At 42.3% G+C, this 22230-nt stretch carries 19 protein-coding genes; 12 read left to right on the top strand and 7 right to left on the bottom strand.

Features of this window, described 5'->3' with window-relative positions; translation table 11 throughout:
- Positions 1-2 precede the first annotated feature (2 nt).
- The 5 genes from NYF15_RS13575 (at position 3) to NYF15_RS13595 (ending at position 3289) form a co-directional block, all read left to right on the top strand.
- The gene (locus tag NYF15_RS13575) at positions 3-521 is read left to right on the top strand and encodes an OmpH family outer membrane protein (protein WP_062569881.1); all 519 of its coding nucleotides are present in this window, start codon (positions 3-5) and stop codon (positions 519-521) included.
- 9 nt (positions 522-530) lie between these two features.
- Positions 531-1571 (top strand): UDP-3-O-(3-hydroxymyristoyl)glucosamine N-acyltransferase, encoded by a 1041-nt coding sequence (lpxD, locus tag NYF15_RS13580; RefSeq protein WP_371353832.1) that lies wholly within the window; start codon positions 531-533, stop codon positions 1569-1571.
- A gap of 10 nt (positions 1572-1581) precedes the next feature.
- Complete coding sequence (gene fabZ / locus NYF15_RS13585) at positions 1582-2034, top strand: 3-hydroxyacyl-ACP dehydratase FabZ (protein WP_130150615.1); 453 nt, start codon at positions 1582-1584, stop codon at positions 2032-2034.
- 2 nt (positions 2035-2036) lie between these two features.
- On the top strand, positions 2037-2807 hold the full coding sequence (gene lpxA / locus NYF15_RS13590; RefSeq protein ID WP_062569884.1) for an acyl-ACP--UDP-N-acetylglucosamine O-acyltransferase: 771 nt from the start codon (positions 2037-2039) through the stop codon (positions 2805-2807).
- 110 nt (positions 2808-2917) lie between these two features.
- Entirely contained in the window at positions 2918-3289 is a 372-nt protein-coding gene (locus NYF15_RS13595) for a septal ring lytic transglycosylase RlpA family protein (RefSeq protein WP_341803013.1), read from the top strand.
- Here the strand turns inward: NYF15_RS13595 and cydC are convergent.
- Genes cydC through NYF15_RS13620 form a run of 5 tightly spaced genes read right to left on the bottom strand, consistent with a single transcriptional unit; the run spans position 3286 to position 9646 of the window.
- Positions 3286-5025 carry a thiol reductant ABC exporter subunit CydC gene (gene cydC, locus NYF15_RS13600; protein ID WP_371353833.1) on the bottom strand — a complete coding sequence of 580 codons (1740 nt, stop codon included), beginning with the start codon at positions 5023-5025 and terminating at the stop codon, positions 3286-3288. The genes NYF15_RS13595 and cydC overlap by 4 nt on opposite strands.
- Positions 5018-6778, bottom strand: coding sequence for a thiol reductant ABC exporter subunit CydD (gene cydD, locus NYF15_RS13605; RefSeq protein WP_371353834.1), 1761 nt, complete (start codon positions 6776-6778; stop codon positions 5018-5020). Before cydD ends, cydC begins: the two co-directional genes overlap by 8 nt.
- Positions 6768-6920 (bottom strand): cytochrome bd-I oxidase subunit CydX, encoded by a 153-nt coding sequence (gene cydX / locus NYF15_RS13610; RefSeq protein WP_036969707.1) that lies wholly within the window; start codon positions 6918-6920, stop codon positions 6768-6770. The genes cydD and cydX overlap by 11 nt, the downstream gene beginning before the upstream one ends.
- Before the next feature lie 12 nt (positions 6921-6932).
- The gene (gene cydB, locus NYF15_RS13615) at positions 6933-8072 is read right to left on the bottom strand and encodes a cytochrome d ubiquinol oxidase subunit II (RefSeq protein ID WP_341803010.1); all 1140 of its coding nucleotides are present in this window, start codon (positions 8070-8072) and stop codon (positions 6933-6935) included.
- Positions 8069-9646 carry a cytochrome ubiquinol oxidase subunit I gene (locus NYF15_RS13620; RefSeq protein WP_371353835.1) on the bottom strand — a complete coding sequence of 526 codons (1578 nt, stop codon included), beginning with the start codon at positions 9644-9646 and terminating at the stop codon, positions 8069-8071. Before NYF15_RS13620 ends, cydB begins: the two co-directional genes overlap by 4 nt.
- 421 nt (positions 9647-10067) lie before the next feature.
- Here NYF15_RS13620 and lpxB point away from each other — a divergent pair, with 421 nt between their 5' ends.
- The 6 genes from lpxB to NYF15_RS13650 all read left to right on the top strand — a co-directional run bounded on the left by lpxB (position 10068) and on the right by NYF15_RS13650 (position 18023).
- Positions 10068-11225, top strand: a complete 1158-nt coding sequence (lpxB, locus tag NYF15_RS13625; protein ID WP_130150620.1) for a lipid-A-disaccharide synthase — start codon at positions 10068-10070, stop codon at positions 11223-11225.
- Entirely contained in the window at positions 11215-11820 is a 606-nt protein-coding gene (gene rnhB / locus NYF15_RS13630; RefSeq protein WP_371353836.1) for a ribonuclease HII, read from the top strand. The genes lpxB and rnhB overlap by 11 nt, the downstream gene beginning before the upstream one ends.
- Positions 11820-15311, top strand: coding sequence for a DNA polymerase III subunit alpha (gene dnaE, locus NYF15_RS13635; protein ID WP_237118233.1), 3492 nt, complete (start codon positions 11820-11822; stop codon positions 15309-15311). Before rnhB ends, dnaE begins: the two co-directional genes overlap by 1 nt.
- 16 nt (positions 15312-15327) lie before the next feature.
- Positions 15328-16284 carry an acetyl-CoA carboxylase carboxyl transferase subunit alpha gene (gene accA / locus NYF15_RS13640; protein ID WP_054553102.1) on the top strand — a complete coding sequence of 319 codons (957 nt, stop codon included), beginning with the start codon at positions 15328-15330 and terminating at the stop codon, positions 16282-16284.
- A 90-nt stretch (positions 16285-16374) separates the two neighbouring features.
- On the top strand, positions 16375-17682 hold the full coding sequence (gene tilS, locus NYF15_RS13645) for a tRNA lysidine(34) synthetase TilS (protein ID WP_371353837.1): 1308 nt from the start codon (positions 16375-16377) through the stop codon (positions 17680-17682).
- Positions 17679-18023: a hypothetical protein gene (locus tag NYF15_RS13650; RefSeq protein WP_371353838.1), complete on the top strand. Its 345-nt coding sequence runs from the start codon at positions 17679-17681 to the stop codon at positions 18021-18023. The genes tilS and NYF15_RS13650 overlap by 4 nt, the downstream gene beginning before the upstream one ends.
- A 26-nt stretch (positions 18024-18049) precedes the next feature.
- On the opposite strand, the gene NYF15_RS13655 is transcribed toward NYF15_RS13650, so the two are convergent.
- Positions 18050-18946, bottom strand: a complete 897-nt coding sequence (locus tag NYF15_RS13655) for a GGDEF domain-containing protein (RefSeq protein WP_237118236.1) — start codon at positions 18944-18946, stop codon at positions 18050-18052.
- 138 nt (positions 18947-19084) lie between these two features.
- Between NYF15_RS13655 and NYF15_RS13660 the strand changes: the two genes are divergently transcribed.
- Positions 19085-21058: a monovalent cation:proton antiporter family protein gene (locus tag NYF15_RS13660; protein WP_193987553.1), complete on the top strand. Its 1974-nt coding sequence runs from the start codon at positions 19085-19087 to the stop codon at positions 21056-21058.
- Here the strand turns inward: NYF15_RS13660 and NYF15_RS13665 are convergent, their stop codons facing one another.
- The gene (locus tag NYF15_RS13665; RefSeq protein WP_130150626.1) at positions 21059-22204 is read right to left on the bottom strand and encodes a patatin-like phospholipase family protein; all 1146 of its coding nucleotides are present in this window, start codon (positions 22202-22204) and stop codon (positions 21059-21061) included.
- Positions 22205-22230: the final 26 nt, after the last annotated feature.

Below are 22230 nucleotides of genomic sequence, written 5' to 3' on the forward strand. Positions count from 1 at the left end.
TTGTGAAAAAATCAATTAAATCAACAGCGTTTGCACTACTTGCTACTTTGTCAATGGGGTTGTCTACCAGTGCATTTGCACATAAAGTCGCTATTGTTGACATGCAAGAAATCTATAAGCAAATTCCTCAAATGGCAAAAGTAGAGCAAACACTTGAAGCTGAGTTTGCTGAACGCCGTCAAGAGCTTGAAAAATTGCAGGGTGATATCCGTTTTGAAGCTGAAAAGTTCAAGCGTGAAGCAACAACAATGAGTGACAAGCAAAAAGAAGAATTACGTACTAAGATTCAAGGCATGCAACAACAACTTGCTGAAAAGGGTCGTCCTTTAGAGCAAGAAATCAAAATGCGTCAAAACCAAGAGTTAGCAAAAGTTCAAAAGCTAATTCTAGATGCGATTGAAGAAGTTGCTAAAGCAGGTAAGTACGACGAAGTAAAAGTTAAAGAAACAACAATTTACGTTAACCCTAAAACAGTGTCTGACTTATCAGATAAAGTTGTTGAAAAAGTAAGTAAGCAATAGAAATTACATATGCAAAACTACACGCTTTCGCAGATTGCGGATCTTTTGGGTGCTGAGCTACACGGCGATGGCACTCAAGAGATTAAAAAAATATCAACACTTGCAAATGCCCAATCTGGGCATATTGCATTTTTGGCGAACAAAAAATATCGTTCTCAGTTAGAGGATACCAATGCCAGTGCGGTGATTTTATCACCGGCAGATGCCGACTATTTTAGTGGCAATAAGCTGGTTATTGCTAACCCTTATGTATGCTACGCCAAGCTTGCCCAGTTAATGGATACAACACCTCGCAGCGCATCAGTAGGGATACACCCTAGTGCAGTCATTCATGATTCAGCATCAATTGGAGATAATGTCTCGATCGCTGCCAATGTGGTGATAGAAGCAAATGCAGTCATCGCAAACGATGTACAGATTGGTCCAGGTTGCTTTATTGGTGAGCAGGTCAAAATAGGCCAAGGAACAAAGCTTTGGGCTAATGTCAGTATTTACCATGAAGTTGAAATTGGCAGTGACTGTCTATTTCAAGCAAATACAGTTGTAGGAAGCGATGGTTTTGGTTACGCCAATGAGCGTGGTGAATGGATTAAAATACCGCAATTAGGACGTGTAATTATTGGTGATAAAGTTGAAGTCGGTGCCTCAACAACGATTGATCGTGGCGCACTCGATGACACACTCATCCATAGTAATGTAATTATCGATAATCAATGTCAAATAGCGCATAATGTCGAGATCGGTTCGGGTACAGCAGTTGCTGGCTGCACTGTTTTTGCCGGCAGTGTTGTTGTTGGTAAACATTGTCAAATTGGCGGCATGGTTGCAATTAATGGTCACATCAGTGTCTGTGATGGTGCTATAATCACGGGCATGAGTATGGTGACAAAAGCAATCACTGAACCTGGGATTTACTCATCAGGTTTGCCTCATCAAAACAACAAAGAATGGCGTCGTAGTATTGCCCATATCCGAAACCTTGGTGATATGAAAGACCGCTTAAAAGTACTTGAGTCACTGACTAAGTCACTCAATATTGAAGACAAATAAGGATGCTATTTTGGCAAATGAATTAAATAGTCTTGATATTCAAGATATCTTGAATTTACTTCCGCATCGTTATCCGATGTTACTTGTTGATCGTGTTTTAGATTACACGCCAGGCGAGTCGTTACATGCAATCAAAAATGTAACAGTGAATGAACCTATTTTTACAGGCCACTTTCCGAATCAACCAATTTTTCCAGGTGTGTTGATATTAGAAGCAATGGCTCAAGCAACTGGCTTGTTAGGTTTTAAGACAGTTGAAAATCGTAGCGATAATGAACTTTACTTGTTTGCTGCCATTGATAATGCACGATTTAAGCAACCAGTATTACCTGGCGATACTATGCATTTGCATGTAGAGTTTGTTAAAGAGCGCCGCAATATATGGAAGTTTGCAGCAGAAGCAAAAGTTGACGGCAAAGTAGTGTGTACTGCCGAAATCATGTGTGCGAGAAGAGAGTTTTAATAGTGATCCATCCTACGGCAATAATCGAACCAGGTGCGAAGCTTGGAAAAAATGTCTCAGTTGGCCCTTATAGCTATATTGGCAACGATGTAACGATTGGTGATAACTGTATCATTGAGTCTCATGTGGTTGTCAAAGGCCCATCGACAATTGGTTCTGGTAACCATATTTTTCAGTTTGCATCGGTTGGTGAAGCTTGCCAAGACAAAAAATACGCGAATGAGCCAACTACCTTGATTATGGGTGACAACAATGTCATTCGTGAATGTGCAACAATTCACCGTGGCACTATTCAAGATCAAGGTGTGACTAAAATTGGTAGCAACAACTTGTTTATGGCTTACACGCACGTTGCTCATGACGCAGTCGTGGGTGATAACGTGATTTTTGCTAACAACGCCTCTGTTGCTGGTCATGTGCACGTAGGTGATTGGGTGATCCTTGCGGGTAACTCAGGTGTTCACCAGTTTTGTAAGATTGGTGCACATGCTTTTGTTGGTATGTACTCAGGCGTTAATAAAGATGTACCGCCGTTTGTTACAACCATTGGTACGCCAGCAGGCCCAGTCGCAATCAATACTGAAGGTATGAAACGTCGTGGCTTTGAAAGTGATGAAGTAATGGCAACTCGACGTGCTTACAAAACACTTTATCGTAAGAGCTTAGGTGTTGAAGAAGCAATTGCTGAGCTGAGCGAAGACGCAGCGAAGTACCCAGCTGTTCAGCTGATGATAGACTTCGTGAAAAGCTCTGAGCGCGGAATTATTCGCTAATCATTAGCGACCCCCTACAAAAGCCACCGTAAGGTGGCTTTTTTGTTTTTATAGTTCAGGTTTTGCTAAGTCAGTGCTTGCTATCTTCACAGCAAAAAGGATCTAGTAATATGAATAAACTCATCGTCTTTGCATTGTTAAGCTTAATTTTAAGTGGCTGTAGTAGCTCGCCTACTATAAACTCAAGTGCTAAGGTACAAAGAGGTAAAGCCAGCTTTTATGCGGACAAATACCATGGCCGTACAACGGCCAGTGGTACAGTGTTTAATCAACAAGCATTGAGTGCAGCCCACCAAGATCTCGCTTTTGGTACCCGCGTAAAAGTGACTAATGTCGCAAATAATAAAAGTGTGATTGTTAGTATTAACGACCGTGGTCCGTTTGTTCACGGTCGAATTATTGATTTGTCTAAAAAGGCATTTTCACAAATAGCTTCTTTGCAGCAAGGTGTTATTGACGTTACCGTTGAGCAACTTGATTAAAAACGAGTGATGAGCTCGACATAATCAGGCTCATTCTCAACCAGCTCAGCATGGCTTGCCATTGCTCTTATTTGCCCTTGTTCTAACCAAATGACTTTATCAACACGATTCAACATAACAGGATCATGACTGATCGTTAGCACGGTTTTATCAGCCCAGACCTTTTCGAGTGTATTCAGTAAACTGTACTTAGTGTGGTTATCTAAGCTTTCTGTTGGTTCATCAAGAACCACAAAATTACCTTGTCTCAATAATGCTTGCGCAATAGCAATACGACGTGACTGACCATGAGAGAGTTTTCTTCCAGCGGTGCCTAATCGGGTATTAAGGCCGTTTTTTAAGTTGTTCAGCCATGAGCCAAGTTCTGCTTGTTCACAGGCTTCTGAAAGCATCTTATCAGTCGCCTCCGGTGCTGCAAAGCGAAGGTTATCTCTTAGTGTGCCATCAAAAATATGATGTTGTTGGGCGACAATTGTGAGCTGCATAAAGCGTTCGTTAGCGTCTAGGCTACTAAGTTCAACACTGTGTTTTGCTGCTAACAGTTTTAATGAGCCAGACTGCAAAGGCCAAAGTCCCGTGAGTAAATTTACTAATGTTGTTTTACCGCTGCCACTTGCGCCAACCAGTGCTACTTTGTTGCCAGCTGCAATGGATAGATTAATATCCCTCAAAGCGTCATTATGCGCCCCAGAGTATTGATAACTCACGTTAGTTAATTCTAAGCCGAGCGCGTGTTGATTGTTTACTTGGTCGTGCTTTTTGTAAGGTGCTGGTGTTTGTTTGTCCTCTAGCGAAAATAACCGCTCTGCTGCACTTAAAGCGACAGGGAGCTCGATAAAAGCAGCGGGCAGGGTAAGTACAGTTTCAAAACTAGCCAAGACGAATAGTGCGAGCATTGCCAATTCAACATTTTTCATAGCGCCTGTTGCAACCAAAGGAATAATTACAAAAACGCTTGCAAGCATGGTTAACTGTACAACAAAGGTGCTCAAACCATTGCTGTTCGCGATGGCTTTATGGCGAGTATAGAGTTGCGAATTATATTGCTGACTTAGTGTATCGCAGCGTGTTAACTGAGCACCATGTGCTTGATAAATTGCAAGTTCACGGCTTCCTTTTAACGTATCGGCAAGCTCAGCTCTTAGCTCAGCTGAAAGTCTGGTCTCGGCATCTGCTTGTTTGTGTAATTTATGACTCAATAAGACTGGTAGCAGCACACCAATTATCATCAATGATATAAAACAAATCAAAGCCACCTTCGCGTTGTATGCGCTCATAAATGCCATGACAATTGGAATTGTAAATAAGGCTATTATGATGGGAAGTAAGACATTTAAGTAAAATTTATCAAGGGCATCCACATCATTTTGCAAACGATTCACAAGGTCGGCACTGCGACTCATTGCCAAATCAACGTTGTTGAGTCGGCTCAGTGTTGCAAACATTTTTACACGAATTTCGCTTAGTAATAAAAATGTAGCATTGTGAGTGATCATTCTTTCGCCGTACCGTGATGCGGTTCTTACAATGGCTAAAAAGCGAATAACTCCTGCAGGTGTAAAATAATTCATATGTACACCTGCAATGCCAGCGGCTGCCATTGCTGCTAAAAACCAGCCAGATATTGCAAGCAAGCCAACATTGGCAAGCACAGTTAAGCTTGCTAAAAAAGCGCCCAGTAGCAGCATGCCAGCATGAGGTTTACACAGTTTTAATAAGCGAATGAAGTTATACATGCGCTTCACCTCGACTTACAAGCTTAGCAAACAGACCCGCTTGTTCAGTGAGTTGTTGATAATAACCCGACTCGATAATTTTACCTTGCTGCATAACGTAGATATTGTCCGCGTGTTTTACCGTATTAAGCCTATGAGCAATAACCAGCACTAAATGATCGTTTGCATAATCTCGGATTGCTTGATTGATTAGCTGCTCTGTTTGGCTGTCTAAGTGTGCTGTTGGCTCATCAAGCATTAGAATTGGTGCATCCTTTAAAAATGCACGAGCAAGGGCAATACGCTGCTTTTGGCCACCAGAGAGACCTTCCCCTTGTTCACCCAGCATAGTATCAAAACCATTTGGTAGGGCGTTAATAAACTCAAGTGCGCCTGCTTTTCGAGTGGCCGCAATAAGTTCATCATGGCTTGCATCTGGTTTGGCAAGGCGTAGATTGTCGGCAACACTTCGATAAAATAGTGTGGCTTGCTGTGGGATCCACGCAAGTTGCGCCTGCCAATTATGTAGTGCGATATCACTGAGTGCTTGTCCGTTAATATTGATAGCACTGTTAGCTTGATGGTGAAAACCTAAAAGGCAATCAAATAGGGTACTTTTACCTGAGCCACTCTCTCCAACAAATGCAATTAACCCTTTATTTGGCAGACTAAAATTAATGTCGGTGACCCCTTCGTTTGTGTCAGGGTAATGATAGGTGAGTTCATGCACATGTATGTCTTTTAGCGGTGTTGATAATTGTGATGAACCCGTATGCTCATGTACTTCGCTGTGATTAACGATGTCGACCATATCAGCAGCGGCGCTAATCCCTTCTAATTTTGCGTGATAGTGAGTGCCCATTTGTCGAAGTGGTAAGTAAAACTCAGGGGCCAGTAGTAACACCACAAACCCGGTGGCAAAATCAAGGGTACCAAAAAACAGTCTAAAACCGATAATAACTGCAACAAGTGCAACACTAATGGTGGCTAAAAACTCCAAGGCGAAAGAGGATAAAAAGGCAACTTTCAACACCCCCATGGTTGCACCACGGTAGTCATCAGAAATCTGGCTAATATTATTAAGCTCGCGTTTGGTCGCATTAAACAGCTTAAGCTGAGTCAGTCCTTGCAAGCGGTCAAAAAAGTAATTGCCAAGTACCGCGAGCTGTTGCCAACGTTCTTGGTTGAGTTGCTCCGCTTTGTGACCGACTAAAATCATAAAAAATGGAATAAGCGGGGCAGTTAACAGGAAAATAAGCCCTGCTTTATAATCGGTTGGAAAAATAACCACTAAAATAGCGAGTGGAATAAGTGCGCTATATGCCACGCTTGGAATGTAGTTTGCGTAATATTGATGAAGCGCTTCAACACCATTATGTAAAGTGTTAAGTGTTGCGCCGTGCCCTTTGTGCTCACTGTAAGCAGGGCCTAGTTTAGTTAACTTCGCAAGTAATGTATTGCGCATCACCGTTTTTATTTTTAATGCGGCAAGGCTACTTACTCGCTCACTCAATGCAACTAATAGGGCGCGTAGTACAATAAGACCTGCAAGAGGCCATAGTAACGGAGTGACAGCTTGCAAACTTGCTTGCTCAAACATAACTTGATGAACCGCGTTTGCCAGTAAATAGCAAGAGGCAATCATTAACAGGGCATTGAGTGTGCCCAGACTAATACTTAGTTTCAGAAGCCCTGAAGCGGACTGGCTATACTGCTTTAAGAACGCGCGCAGCGTTTGCTGCTGCGCGCGATTTGGTCGGGGTTTAGTTGTCATCGTTGTTTTTGAGTCTCGCGTACAGCTCTAGCTCATCATCAGCGATGGAATCTTTATGTTGGTGAAATTCGTACCACATGACGTTGATAACCCCAAGTGTACAGGCTAATAGAACACCTAATATCCAGGCGAAATACCACATAATTAAATCTCCTTAATAGCTACCGTGCGTATTGTTTTCAATTTCACTAATCGTTACTTTGCGCCACATTTTCACATAACACCAAGTGGTGTAAAGAAGAATGAGTGGTACAAAAATGACTGCAGCAATAAACATCACATTTAATGTCATATGGCTCGAAACCGCGTCCCACATCGTTAGACTAATATTAGGATTATTGCTCGATGGCATCACAAACGGGAACATTGACATACCTGCTGTAAGAATCACACCTGCAAGCATTAGACTTGAGGATACAAGTGCTAGCGCAGGCTTGTGTAATTTTGAAAACACCAGTGCCAGAATAGCCATTACAAATGCAAGAGCAGGGAACAACATGGTTAATGGCATTTTACTGTAGTTGTCAAGCCATGCTCCAGGCGCTTGGGCTACGGTTTTTGCAAGTGGATTTGCATAACCTTGCGTATCACCCATGCTAATAATTCGATAGCCTTCAATTTGTGATATCCACACACCAGCAATAGCAAATAACACAATAAATGCCATGAGTGCGTATCGTCCATACTGTGCTGAGCGTTTTGCAACCTCAGCATCTGTTCTAAGTTGTAACCACATACCAGCATGTCCGACTAGCATCAATACACTGATCAAGCCTGCAACAAGTGCAAAAGGATTAAGTAAGGCAAAGAATGAACCTTGATAACTTACACGCAATAGGTCATCAATATGGTACGGCACACCTAATAATAAGTTACCAAATGCGACCCCAAAAACGAGCGCAGGAATAAAGCTGCCAGCAAAAAGCCCCCAATCCCAGTTGTTACGCCAACGGGTTGACTCAATTTTAGAGCGGTAATCGAAACCAAGGGGTCTAAAAAAGAGTGCGAATAACACCAGCATCATGGCAAAGTAAAAGCCTGAGAAGGCCGCAGCATAAACCATAGGCCATGCTGCGAATAGTGCGCCCCCAGCGGTGATAAACCACACTTGGTTACCATCCCAGTGAGCACCAATGGTGTTAATAACTGTTCTGCGTTCTACATCTGTTTTACCTACTAGGCGAAGCAAAATTGCTACACCCATATCCATGCCATCGGTCACGGCAAAACCAATCAGTAATACACCGATTAGTAGCCACCAGATAAATTTAAGTGTTTCGTAATCAAAAATCATGACTGAGCTCCTTGGCTATCTACTTTAGCAAGTTCATGATGATATTTACCTGTATGAAGCGAGCTTGGGCCTTGCTTAATAAAGCGCAGCATTAACCAGCCTTCTACCGCAGCAAGCCCTGTATAAAATACAATAAAGCCTGTGATACTAATCAAAAGATCATTAACGGTCAGTGACGATGTTGCTAAAAAGGTTGGTAAAATTTCTGATATAGCCCAAGGTTGACGGCCGTATTCAGCGACAATCCAACCAAACTCAATGGCAATCCAAGGAAGTGGGATACTCCATACCGCAGCCCATAGTAACCAGCGTTTTTGTTCAATTACACGGTGTGCATTGTAATAAAATGCCAGAACAAATACCCCAAGCATAAGTACACCGCAGCCCACCATGATCCTAAATGACCAAAACATTGGGCCTACTTTAGGGAAGGAGTCTTTAACTGCTTTTTGAATATGTTCTTCTGTGGCATCAACGACATTTGGCGTATAACGTTTTAAAAGTAAACCGTAGCCTAAATCACCTTTTAGCGTGTCAAACTTGGCAATATTTTCAGCTGTATCATTACCGCTACGAAGCTTTTCAAGGTATTCATAGGCAAGCATACCGTTGCGAATACGTACTTCATGTTGTTCTTCAAGCTCTTTGATACCGGTTACTTGCTCATCTATTGAGCGTGTTGCAATAATACCCATAACATAAGGGATTTTAACTGCAGCATGGGTGACTTGTTCTTCTGAGTCAGGAATACCGACTAAGGTGAATGCCGCAGGCGCTTCTTCGGTATGCCACTCAGCTTCAATGGTGGCGAGTTTTACCTTTTGAACTTCACCCACTTCATAGCCAGATTCATCCCCAAGTAAAATAACACACAAAATAGAGGCAAGACCAAAACCAGAAGCCACCGAGAATGAACGTTTAGCAAAAGCGAGGTCACGACCTTTTAAGATGTACCAGCTACTAATGCCTAATACAAACATCGAGGCAGCAACATAACCTGCAGATACCGTATGAATAAATTTAACCTGCGCAACAGGGTTAAACACAAGCTCAGCAAAGCTGGTCATTTCCATACGCATGGTTTGATAGTTAAACTCTGCCCCCACTGGGTTTTGCATCCAACCGTTAGCAATTAAAATCCACAGTGCTGATAGGTTAGTGCCTAGTGCCATTAAAAAGGTTGCAGCAAGGTGCTGGCGCTTTGTTAGTCGTTCCCAGCCTAAAAAGAACATACCTACGAACGTCGATTCGAGGAAAAAGGCCATTAGACCTTCAATGGCAAGAGGTGCGCCGAAAATATCGCCCACATAGTGAGAGTAATAAGACCAGTTGGTACCAAACTCAAACTCCATGGTTAGACCTGTAGCCACACCAATAGCAAAGTTTATACCAAACAACTTACCCCAAAACTTAGTCATATCACGATAAATTTCGCGACCAGTCATCACATAAACGGACTCCATGATCACTAAAATCCACGTCATACCTAAGGTAAGAGGAACAAATAGGAAGTGAAATAGGGCAGTGATTGCAAATTGCAATCGCGATAGATCCACAAACGTTTCATCTATCATTGGTTGGCTCCTTGTAAACGGTGCGGTAGACACGACAAATTAAATTATTCAAGTTTCAGTATTTATTGAAACTTCGTAAATAGTAACCTTGTATTCATTTTAGTCAATAGATAAATAAGAAAATAAGGTGAAACCACTGCTCACCATTTCTACAGGTTAGAGATAAAGCTCTAAAGTTTCAAATGATTAATTACTTTAAAGAATAAGATATTCAGTTATTACTTAATGGGTATCGATTACTTCACTTGAGGTATCAGTCTTTGGCATGTCGAACTTTAAAGCCTTATAAAGAGGCTTAAATGCTTAACCTTTGAGCGTTATTTCAATTTCTAGTATTTATTCAGCGTGTGACATTTATCCTATTGCTAAAACACGGTAAACTAATTTTTATATGTGCCTTTAAGTTGCGAATTATCAACGAATGAAAGAACAAAAAAAGCCGTTACGTATTGCCTTGGTGGCAGGCGAGTTATCAGGTGATATTTTAGGTGAGGGACTGGTAAAAGCACTTAAAGTCCGTTTTCCAGATGCCATATTTGAAGGCATTGCAGGCCCACGTATGCAAGCGGCTGGCTGCAAAACACTATTTGATATGGACGAATTATCGGTTATGGGGCTCGTTGAGGTCTTAGGCCGCTTACCGCGTTTACTAAAAATTCGTAAGCAGCTTGTACAGCACTTTATCGATAACCCACCTGATGTGTTTATTGGTATTGATGCACCAGACTTTAACTTGCGTGTTGAAAAGCCTTTAAAAGAGGCGGGTATCAAAACGGTTCAATATGTTAGTCCGTCGGTGTGGGCATGGCGCGAAAAACGTATTCACAAAATTAGTGCTGCAACTAACTTAGTGTTAGCACTGTTACCGTTCGAAAAAGCATTTTATGATAAGCATAATGTGCCTTGTACATTTGTTGGGCATACGCTTGCAGATGATATTGCGCTTGAACATGACCAAAATGATGCACGCCATCAGTTAGGTTTAGCTCAAACGGATAAGGTGCTTGCGTTATTACCAGGCAGTCGAGGCTCAGAGGTCGGCCTGTTAAGCGAAACTTATATTCAAACAGCTGCAAAGCTACAAGCTGCGAACCCTGAGCTTAAAATTGTGGTGCCCTTAGTTAATGAAAAACGCAAAGCTCAATTTTGCGATGTGTTAGAAAAAACAGCACCACAGTTAAAGTTAGCGCTATTAGACGGTAAATCAAACCTCGCTATGCAAGCAGCGGATGCTATTTTACTCGCATCAGGTACGGCAACACTTGAAGGCATGCTTTATAAAAAACCTATGGTTGTTGGATATAAAATAAAACCAATGAGTTATTGGATTTTCAAAACATTATTCACTTTCAATATTAAATATTTTTCATTGCCAAATTTATTGGCAGATGAAGAGCTGGTGCCTGAATATTTGCAAACAGAGTGTAATGTTGAGAACTTAGTTGATGCATTAACACCCATGTTAAATTCCGATAATGCAAAACTGAAAGCACGCTTTTTAGCTATTCACAAAGAAATTAGATTAAATGCCAATGAACAAGCTGCGGCTGCAGTTGCGGAGTTACTAGATGCAGATTGAACGACCTAACGTTAACTTTATTGCGGGTGTCGACGAAGTTGGCCGTGGTCCATTAGTCGGTGATGTAGTCACAGCCGCGGTTATTTTAGATCCTGCTAAACCTATTGCAGGTTTAACTGACTCAAAAAAGCTTTCCGATAAAAAGCGTCAATTGCTTGCAACCGAAATAAAAGAAAAAGCACTTTGCTATGCTATTGGCCGTTGTAGCCCAACTGAAATTGACGAATTAAATATTTTACATGCCACTATGCTGGCAATGAGTCGTGCTGTTGAAGGCTTGAGTGTAAAGCCTGAGTTTGTATTTATTGATGGTAATCGTGTGCCAACTCAATTAACGGTCCCTGCTCAAGCTGTTGTAAAAGGTGATAGTTTAGTAGCTGAAATTTCAGCAGCGTCCATTTTGGCTAAAGTTGCCCGCGATGATGAAATGATCGAGCTCGATAAACGTTACCCAGATTATGGTTTTGCAGGCCATAAGGGATACCCGACAAAAGCACATTTTGCGGCACTTGAACAATACGGTGCAATTGCAGAGCATCGTAAAAGCTTTAAACCTGTACAGCGCATTTTGGCGTTAAAAGGAGAGCAACGCTAATGCCAACGCCGCAATTTGTCCACTTACGTGTTCACTCAGATTTCTCAATGGTGGATGGTCTTGCTAAAACAAAACCAATAGTTGCAAAGGCTGAAGAGTTACAAATGCCTGCGCTGGCAATCACCGATCAAATGAACTTATGTGGTTTGGTGCGTTTTTATGGTGCTGCCCATGGCGCGGGTATTAAACCTATTGTTGGCGCTGATTTTTGGCTAAGAAGCCCTGAGTTTGAAGATGAACCATGTCGTATAACCATCTTAGCGAAAGATAATGACGGCTATAAAAATCTCACATTATTGATTTCTAAGGCGTATCAACGCGGGCATTTATTTCATCGCCCAGTTATTGATCGTGAATGGTTAGTTGAGTTAAAAGACGGCTTGATTATTCTCTCTGGCGCGAAAGATGGTGATTTAGGCAAAGCACTGCTTAAAGGTAATGCAGGGCTTATTGAGTCAGTAGTAAGCTTTTATAAACAGCATTTCAGCGATCATTACTACCTTGAATTAATTCGAACAGAACGCCCATTAGAAGAAGATTATTTACACCTAGCCGTTGAGCTTGCCGCACAAGAGCAGTTACCTGTGGTAGCAACGAACGAAGTGGTGTTTTTAAAACCAGAGAACTTTGAAGCCCATGAAATCCGCGTAGCAATTCATGATGGTTACACGCTTGAAGATAAGCGCAGACCAAAACGTTTTTCTGAGCAGCAATATCTTAAAACAGCACAGCAAATGGCTGAGCTATTTAGTGATATTCCTGAAGCGTTAGAAAACACTGTGGAAATTGCCAAGCGCTGTAATGTAACCGTGCAGCTCGGGACTTACTTCTTACCAGATTACCCAACCGGTTCGCTGAAAATAGAAGACTTCTTGGTTAAGGTCTCTGAAGATGGCCTTGAAGAGCGTTTACAGTTCTTGTTTCCAGATGAGCAAGAGCGTAAAGAAAAGCGTGGTGAGTATGACGAGCGTTTAAAAATAGAGCTCGACGTAATCAACCAAATGGGTTTCCCTGGTTACTTCTTGATCGTAATGGAGTTCATTCAGTGGAGTAAAGATAACAATATTCCGGTAGGTCCTGGGCGTGGTTCAGGTGCCGGCTCATTGGTGGCTTACGCGCTGAAAATTACCGACCTTGATCCGCTCGAATTTGACTTACTATTCGAACGTTTCTTGAACCCCGAACGTATTTCAATGCCCGATTTCGACGTCGACTTCTGTATGGATAGGCGCGATGAGGTAATAGATCACGTAGCGGCGCTTTATGGTCGTGACGCGGTATCTCAGATTATTACCTTTGGTACCATGGCTGCAAAAGCGGTTATCCGTGACGTAGGCCGTGTACTTGGTCACCCTTACGGCTTTGTTGATCGTATTTCTAAACTAGTACCGGGCGATCCGGGCATGACCTTGGCTAAAGCGTTTGATGTTGAGCCTCGTTTACAAGAAGCCTACGACGGTGATGAAGAGGTCAAAGAGCTTATTGATATGTGTCGCATCCTTGAAGGCTGTACACGTAACGCCGGTAAGCACGCCGGTGGTGTTGTAATATCACCAACCACTATCACTGACTTTGCTGCTCTTTATTGTGATGATGAAGGTAAATTCCCGGTAACGCAATTTGATAAAAACGACGTTGAGACGGCGGGTTTAGTTAAGTTTGACTTCTTAGGTCTAAGAACACTTACCATCTTGCAATGGGCAATTGATATGACTAACGAGCGCTTAGCCCGAGAGGGCAAAGAGCCGGTTGATATCAACGCTATTCCACTTGATGATAAGCCAAGCATTGAGTTACTGCTACGCGCCGAAACCACCGCGGTATTCCAGTTAGAATCTCGTGGTATGAAAGACCTTATTCGTCGTCTAAAGCCCGACTGCTTCGAAGATATGATCGCACTGGTAGCACTATTCCGCCCTGGTCCATTGCAATCAGGCATGGTAGATAACTTTATCGACCGTAAGCATGGTCGTGAAGAGTTATCTTATCCTGATGTGCAGTGGCAACACGATAGCTTGATACCCATTCTAGAACCGACCTACGGTATTATTCTTTATCAAGAACAGGTAATGCAGATTGCGCAGGTACTGGCTGGCTATACGCTAGGTGGCGCTGACATGCTGCGTCGTGCGATGGGTAAGAAAAAGCCAGAGGAGATGGCAAAGCAACGTTCAACCTTCGAAGAAGGCGCTGTTAATAACGGAGTTGACGGCGAACTTGCAATGAAAATCTTCGACTTGGTAGAGAAGTTCGCAGGTTATGGTTTTAACAAATCTCACTCTGCGGCTTATGCATTGGTGTCGTATCAAACGCTGTGGATGAAAACCCACTACCCAGCAGAGTTTATGGCTGCGGTAATGTCGGCGGATATGGATAACACCGATAAAATTGTTACCTTGGTAGATGAATGTGAAAACATGAAACTGACCTTGTTACCGCCAGATGTAAATGCGGGTGAGTACAAGTTTACGGTTAACCGTCAAGGTGAGATTGTTTACGGTATTGGTGCTATTAAAGGAGTAGGTGAGGCGCCTGTTGAAGCCATTTTAGAAGCACGAAGTGAAGGTGGGGCTTTCAAAGACTTATTTGATTTTTGTGCGAGAGTTGATTTAAAACGTTTAAATAAACGTGTGGTAGAAAAACTAATTTATGCCGGTGCGCTTGACCAGTTAGGGCCAGATAAAACCCAGCCAGGTCGTGCGACTTTATTAGCGAGCTTAAAAGATGCCATGCGAGCAGCCGATCAACATCATAAGGCTGAATCATTAGGTCAGGCCGATTTATTTGGGTTATTAGCCACAGAGCCTGACGAAGTTGAACAAGCATTTATAAAAGCAACTGATTTAACGGATAACGAATGGCTTGATGGCGAAAAAGAAACGTTGGGCCTTTATTTAACTGGTCACCCTATAAATCAGTATAGAAAAGAGCTAAGACACTACACATCAGGCCGCCTTGTTGACCTACAACCGACAAACCGTGATGTGCAGTCAACAGCAGCTGGTCTTGTTATTAATGCGCGAACCCTTATTAATAAAAAAGGAAATCGTTGGGGTCTTGTAACTTTAGATGACAAGAGTGCCCGTATTGATGTACGCTTATTCCCAGAACAGTTTGAAATGTACCAAGATATGCTACAAGTTAATAATATCTTGGTGATATCTGGACAGGTCAGCTTTGATAACTTCTCCGGTGGCATTACAATGACCGCCAGAGACATATGCACCATTGCTCAAGCGCGAGAAAAACGTATAAAAGCGATTAAAATGACGTTGAATATGGTGCAAATCGAGGCGAACTTCTTCGATAATTTACAAAAAGTACTGGAACCTTATAAGTTTGGTACTTGTCCTATAAAAGTATTCTATCAACGTCCGGATGCGTTGGCTGAGATTACCTTAGGAACCGAATGGTGTGTTACGCCTAGTGATGACTTAATTCATAAGTTATCACTGATGGCGGCGCAAGATGTAGAACTAGAATTTAATTAATTAGGTAGTTTAGAGCATGAGCCTCAATTATCTTGATTTTGAGCTTCCAATCGCAGAATTAGAAGCAAAAATTGAAGAATTACAAAATGTAAGCCGCGCTGGCGAATTAGACCTTGGATTAGAAGAGGAAGTCAGTCGATTAAAAGAGAAAAGCGCTGAAATGAAAGAGAAAATCTTCTCTGAATTAGGTGCTTGGCAGGTTTCTCAGTTAGCCCGTCATCCGTTGCGTCCTTATACTCGTGATTACATCGAGCGCATTTTCACGGAATTTGACGAACTAGCAGGCGACCGTACTTTTGCTAACGACCCTGCTATTTTAGGTGGTGTTGCACGCTTTGAAGGTCAACCAGTTATGGTTATTGGCCAGCAAAAAGGGCGTGACACGGCTGAAAAAATCAAACGCAACTTTGGTATGCCAAAGCCAGAAGGTTACCGCAAAGCATTGCGCTTAATGGAAATGGCTGAGCGTTTCAAAATGCCAATCATGACCTTTATCGACACCCCAGGTGCGTACCCAGGAGTTGGTGCTGAAGAGCGTGGTCAAAGTGAAGCGATTGCACGTAACCTAAAAGTAATGGCGGCGTTAAAAGTACCAACCATCTGTACCGTAATCGGTGAAGGTGGTTCAGGTGGCGCATTAGCAATTGGTGTGGGCGACCGTGTAAACATGCTGCAATACAGTACTTACTCTGTAATTTCACCGGAAGGTTGTGCATCAATCTTATGGAAAAGCGCAGATAAAGCACCATTAGCTGCAGAGGCGATGGGTGTAACTGCTGCACGCGTTAAAGAGCTTGATTTAATTAACAACGTCATTGATGAGCCACTAGGTGGCGCACATCGTAATTACGATGCGATGGCACGTAACCTTAAAAACCAACTTAAGCGTGACCTAGCTGACTTACAAGGCCTTTCACTAGATGAAATGCTTGATCAGCGTTACAAGCGTTTAATGTCGTTTGGTTATTGCTAAACACAGCTTATAAACGAAAAAGCCGCTTTTGCGGCTTTCTTTGTTTTATAATGCCTGTAACTACTACGCTTGTATATTGATTGGTTTTTAATGCAAACATCAGATTTATATCACCATTTTTTAGCTCAATTACAGCCTTTACTGAATATTCAGCACAGGCGCTTTAGTGTGGCTTTATCCGGTGGTGTTGATTCGGTTGTGTTATTACATTTAATGACTACTGTGCGAATGCAGTATCCTGAACTTGAAATCGAAGCGGTGTATGTCAATCATGGTTTGAGTCAACATGCTGGTGAGTGGCAAAGGTTTTGTCAATCGTTATGTGAAAAGCTTGATGTAGCATTTAAAGCGGTGCGCGTTGAAATTGTTGAGCGTGCACGTACCTCACTTGAAGCACAAGCCCGAGAGGCCAGATACCAAGCACTCGATGAAAACTGTTCAGCGGGCAGTGTGTTACTACTTGGTCAGCATTTAAATGATCAGCTTGAAACCTTCTTGTTGCGACTCAAACGTGGCTCAGGCTTGCAAGGCTTGGCATCGATGCAACAGCAGCGCTTACTCGCGTCAGGACGCGTATGTTTTAGGCCACTCATTAATATTACTCGTGAGCAAATTGAACAGTTTGCTGATGAATTTGCCATTACTCATATCACAGATGATTCAAATAGCGATGAGCGTTTTGATCGTAACTTTTTACGTCATCAAGTGATGCCACTATTAACGATGCGTTTTCAGGGGTTTGAAAAAAGCGCTGCACGCAGTATTCGGTTGTTACAGAAGCAGCAATCGCTACTTGATGAATATACGCAAAGTGACCTTGCACAGTGTCAAAATCAGCACGGGGGCTTAAGTTGTGGGTCCGTTGCAAAGTTTAGTGAAGTTCGCCAAGCCAACCTTGTGCGTGCGTGGCTTAATCAATTTACTCACCAATTGCCTTCTGAAAATCAGCTGCGGCAAATTATTGAACAAGGCTTAACAGCGCAGGCTGATGCGCAATTGAAAATTAGTTTGCAAAGCGGTGATGTGCGCCGTCATCAACAGCATTGGTATTTTGTTGTTGAGCAAGCTGCTCCTGATGCAATGATGATTGACTTACAGCCCGTGCAGTTGTCTGATGGCAGAATGCTTGCGCCGCATAGAGGCAAAGGTGTTCGTATGCCTTTAGAAAATGAGCAAGTGAAGGTTATGTTCAATAATCCACAGGCTCGAATTAAGCCAGTTAACAAGCCAGGTTCAAATACCTTAAAGCATTGGTTTAAAGATGCCAAAGTAGCTCCTTGGTTACGTGCGCAAGTGCCGCTTATTTACTATAACGATGAGCTAGTGCAGGTGGTTGGCTATTTTGTTAGTGCTCAGCACAGTGCTGATGATGGAATTTTTTGGGAGATAGATGTATGAGTGAACAACCACATGCTGGTTTATCACTAGTTAATAAGGCACCGCTTGGATTTATGTTGTCGGTGTTAGTTGCAGTAATTGCGAGTGTTGTTTTCACACAGTTGACTTTAAATACGCTCTTTTATGCGCTCGCTGGCGGAGTCGTGTGCTCGTTATTGCTATTGGCTTATTGGTCAGGTAAAGGCGGTGTGTTCTTTATTTTAGGCGTGCTTACGCCACTGGCGTTAGTAGTGATATCGCCCCTTACCACGATGGCTGCATTACTTTATTTATTGAGTGGTTTTTTCTCTGGCTTTTGGTTGGTATTACTGGGCTATAAGCTGATGGTTAAAAAAGCCTAACGGGGGATGTTAGGCTTTCTATTTGATTAGTAGGCTCTGGCGCAATTTCTGCCTGCTGCTTTAGCCTTGTAAAGACCTTTGTCAGCACGGGCAAATACTTCGTTTTCGCAGTCTTGGTTGTTAGCAAGTGTAAAACCTATGCTAGATGTAACCTTGTATTGCGCCATTAAATCAGACTGAGCAACTAAGTGCATAATGCGATCGGCAATCACTTTGTTGGTTGTAAATTCTGGGTCATCGATAAGCAAAGCAAATTCATCACCACCAAAACGAAAGATTGAATCGGTGCCGCGTACGCTTTTATTTAGTACTTTAGAAAACTCTTGCAGTACATCATCGCCAATCTTGTGACCAAAATTATCGTTAACTTGTTTGAAGTTATCTAAATCCAGCAACATCAAGCTAAATGGGCGGTGTTGCCTGCGACAACGCTCAAGCCTTTGTGCCAAGCTGTCATTAAATTGGCTGCGATTATTGAGACCGGTCAAGGCATCTTTAGTTGCAAGTCGTAATACACGGTTATACATAACCGCATTACGTAATGGGTAAATAAGTGCGCTGTGCAGTTGTTGCAATTTGCTTTTTATAGCTTGTCCCATAGGAAACTTACTAAAGTATATTAGCTGACCAAGGCGCTCATTTTCGATATCTAAATCAAATGAATAAGGCGTCTGGCTGGTATCGCTTTCTGCACTTTGGCAAACACCAAGGGAAGATTGAAATTGCAAACCTGACAAGTTTATTAATTGTTTAGCATGGTCAGCAAAAATTGTAAGAATTTCCTCAATTGATAGAGTTGTCTGTAATTTCGCTACAAGGCCATGCGCATTGCTTAGTTCATTATTTCGGTAATACTCTGCCGAAAATGGCATGAATTCGCCGCGTGCAGACACTCGCTGCGTCAAAATATGGACATTTTCCACGATAATTCTCCCCCCGGAGTGTTTAGATACTGTGAGTAAGCGAGATTTGTGCCACTTTTTTAAACTGGCTGAAAAACAAATGGTTGCTATATTTAAAGAAAGGTATAGCTGGTCATCAAGTTGAAAGGAGTTTATTGCTTGCAAAATGTACTGATTCAAGTGTTTGGCTTGCTTGTCGCTGCCGTTGTATTTGTTTGGTTCTTCAAACGAATTGGTTTACCTCCTATTCTTGCCTACTTGGCAACCGGTGTATTGGCGGGAAGCCACGGCATTGGCTGGATGGCGCAAAGCCATGAAATGCATTTTGTAGCAGAACTCGGTATTGTGTTTTTGCTCTTTAGCCTTGGGCTTGAGTTTTCGATTCCACGCTTGATGGCAATGCGCAATATTGTATTTGGGCTGGGATCATTGCAAGTTGTAGTCACTAGCGTTGTCTTTATCATTATTTTGCTATTGCTTGAGCATAGCCTGTTAAACAGCTTTACGATTGCAACACTTATGGCGTTATCTTCTACAGCCGTTGTGGTTAAGCTGTTAAAGGAGTCTGGCGAGCTGAATCAACGGCGTGGTCAGCTTGCTGTGGGTGTATTATTATTTCAAGATATTGCAGTTGTGCCGTTGTTAATTGTTTACCCGCTTTTAGCGCAAAGTGGCTCAGATGCCATTGCCGGCGCACTGGCTTTTGCATTAACCAAAGGGGCATTTGTATGCGCTTTATTGTGGGCAATTGGGAAATGGATTTTACCTAAGGTATTCAGTGAGATAGCGCTGGTTCGTACCGATGAGTTATTTGTTTTAACAACCTTGTTGGTCGCACTATTTGCAGCAGGCCTCACGTATTTATTTGGCCTTTCTATGGCACTGGGTGCATTTTTAGCAGGGATGATGCTAGGCGAGAGCCAATATCGTCATCAATTAGAAGCTGATATTAGACCGTTTCGCGATATTTTAATGGGACTATTTTTTGTTACGGTCGGCATGCAGCTTGATGTGTTATATGTGCTAAATAGTTGGTATTGGATCTTAGCTGTATTAGTTGGGCTGCTCTTTTTTAAAATTGCCGTATTAGCAATTTCAGCGCAAGTGATTGGTGAGCGTAAACAAGATGCCGTGGCTGCTGGCATTATGCTCTGGCAAATGGGGGAGTTTGGTTTTGTATTAATCGCACTGGCATCGCAGCATTTGCTGATCAGCACAGAGCAAGCATCATTTCTTATTGCCGTGGGCGTATTATCAATGGCACTCACTCCTTATTTGATAGAGAAAACCCCCGTACTTTTAAAGCGCTTTGGTTTACTTTCCCATGCAGGTCAGTACTGGCAACAGCCAGCTACAAGCAGTCCTCTTTATCATAATCATGTGGTGATTTGTGGCTTTTCGCGTGTAGGGCAAACTGTTGCTCGTTTTCTTAAGCCTGAGGCCATTGAGTACGTGGCTATTGAAAGTAACCCTATTTTATTGCAAGAAGCAAAAGCTGCGGGTGAACCGATTATTTTTGGTCATGTAAAACAAAAAGATATTTTAAAATCGGCAGGGGTAGAGCGAGCACGGCTTGTTATTATTACATTTGCAGACTTTGAACAAACGCAAGTCGTTGTTGATGCAATAAAACAAATAGCGCCCAAAGTAAAAATTTTAGTCCGCATGCGAGATGATTCTGAGCTGGAAACACTTAAAGAGTTAGGCGTTACAGAAGTTGTGCCAGAGACCTTAGAAGCGAGTTTAATGCTAGTTTCGCATGTGCTTTATATGTCTGGTGTTCCCATGACACGAATTATTCGCAGAGTGAGTAAAGAGCGCCGTAATCGCTATCAATTTTTAAATGGCTTTTTTACTGGGGATAAGCTTGATAGCGAAGAAACTAGTTCTGATCGATTAGAATATTTACACGTTATTGCACTGCCTGAATATGCGTTTGCTGTGAATCAAAAAATCAGTGAGCTAAAGCTCGAACAGCGCCGAGTATCGGTTAGAGCACTGCGCCGACAAGACAGGGAAATAGAAGCCCCATCATCGCAAACAGTATTAATGGCTGGCGATATTCTTGTTTTACAAGGTAAACCGCGTCGAGTAGAGCGTGTAGAACATTATTTACTCGATGGAACAGAGTAATTAGTCAAGCTCTAAGAATTTACGAATTTCGGGCAGTTTATTGAGCCCGTCTTGGTAACCTATTTCAATCAGCTTTTGGGTATAGCGTTTTTCGAACAGTAAGTAACTGGTTAAACTCGATTGTGAGCGTTTTTTTACACCTATCATACGCAGTAGCACTTTAATCGCGATTGGCATATCGTCATAAAATTGTGCTGCAATCATATTAAAATTTTGTGAGGGATTAATGATACAGGTATCAATCTGTTTAAGTTCTTGATGTTTGTCACGCGCAGGTAACAAGCCAAGTGTTCTGTTTATGCGTTCTAACCGCTCTAAATCAGATTGCAGCGTGTCGGTAAAAACACTATCAAGCAGGTGACCTGCAATATTTGAAAGCCCAGGGTAATGGGGTTGATACCCTGGAGGATGCATTTCTTTGGGTTCATCAACACCAATAATAAAGATTTTTTCAGCGCCTAAATGCACAGAAGGGCTCAGTGGTGACAACTGGTGTATAGACCCATCACCAAAATAATGGTTATGTACATTAACACTTGGAAACACCATAGGAATAGCACTTGATGCCATTAAATGTTCTACATTAATACGCGTTGCCTGGCCTTCACGTTTCGCCCGTTGCCATGGTTTTTGCGTAAGCGATTGAAAAAAAGCGACAGAATCACCGGTTGTATAACTTGACGCAGTAATAGACACAGCATCGAGGTAGTTTTTATGTAAGTTACGTTCTATACGTGATAAGTCTAAAATTTCGTTAAGAAGTTTTCTCAGCGGTTTATTATTTAGCAAGCTTGCTGGTGGATGATTAATGTGTTCAGACTGGAAACTCGTTAAAATATTACGTGTTAGATGTAAAAACACGCTTAAAAAATCACTTTTGTACACTTGAGAGGTGGAAAAGTTTTTCCAGACCCATTCCAGCTTTTTACTCGCCAAATGGGCGCACGACGCATAACATGCAAGTGCGGCGGAATTAATTGCCCCCGCTGATGTCCCATTAATAATAGTAAAAGGTAATGGGGCAGTACGAGGCATACTTTGTGTTATTGCTTTCAACACGCCGACTTGATAAGCGGCACGCGCGCCACCACCTGTTAATAATAAGGCGATTTTAGAGTGCTGTGTTTTTTTTAACTTACTGCTCATAGTTGCATTTAAATTGTTGTGCGTCT

Origin of the sequence: Pseudoalteromonas sp. 68 DY56-GL68, from assembly GCF_041414825.1 — a bacterium.
Lineage (GTDB): Bacteria > Pseudomonadota > Gammaproteobacteria > Enterobacterales > Alteromonadaceae > Pseudoalteromonas.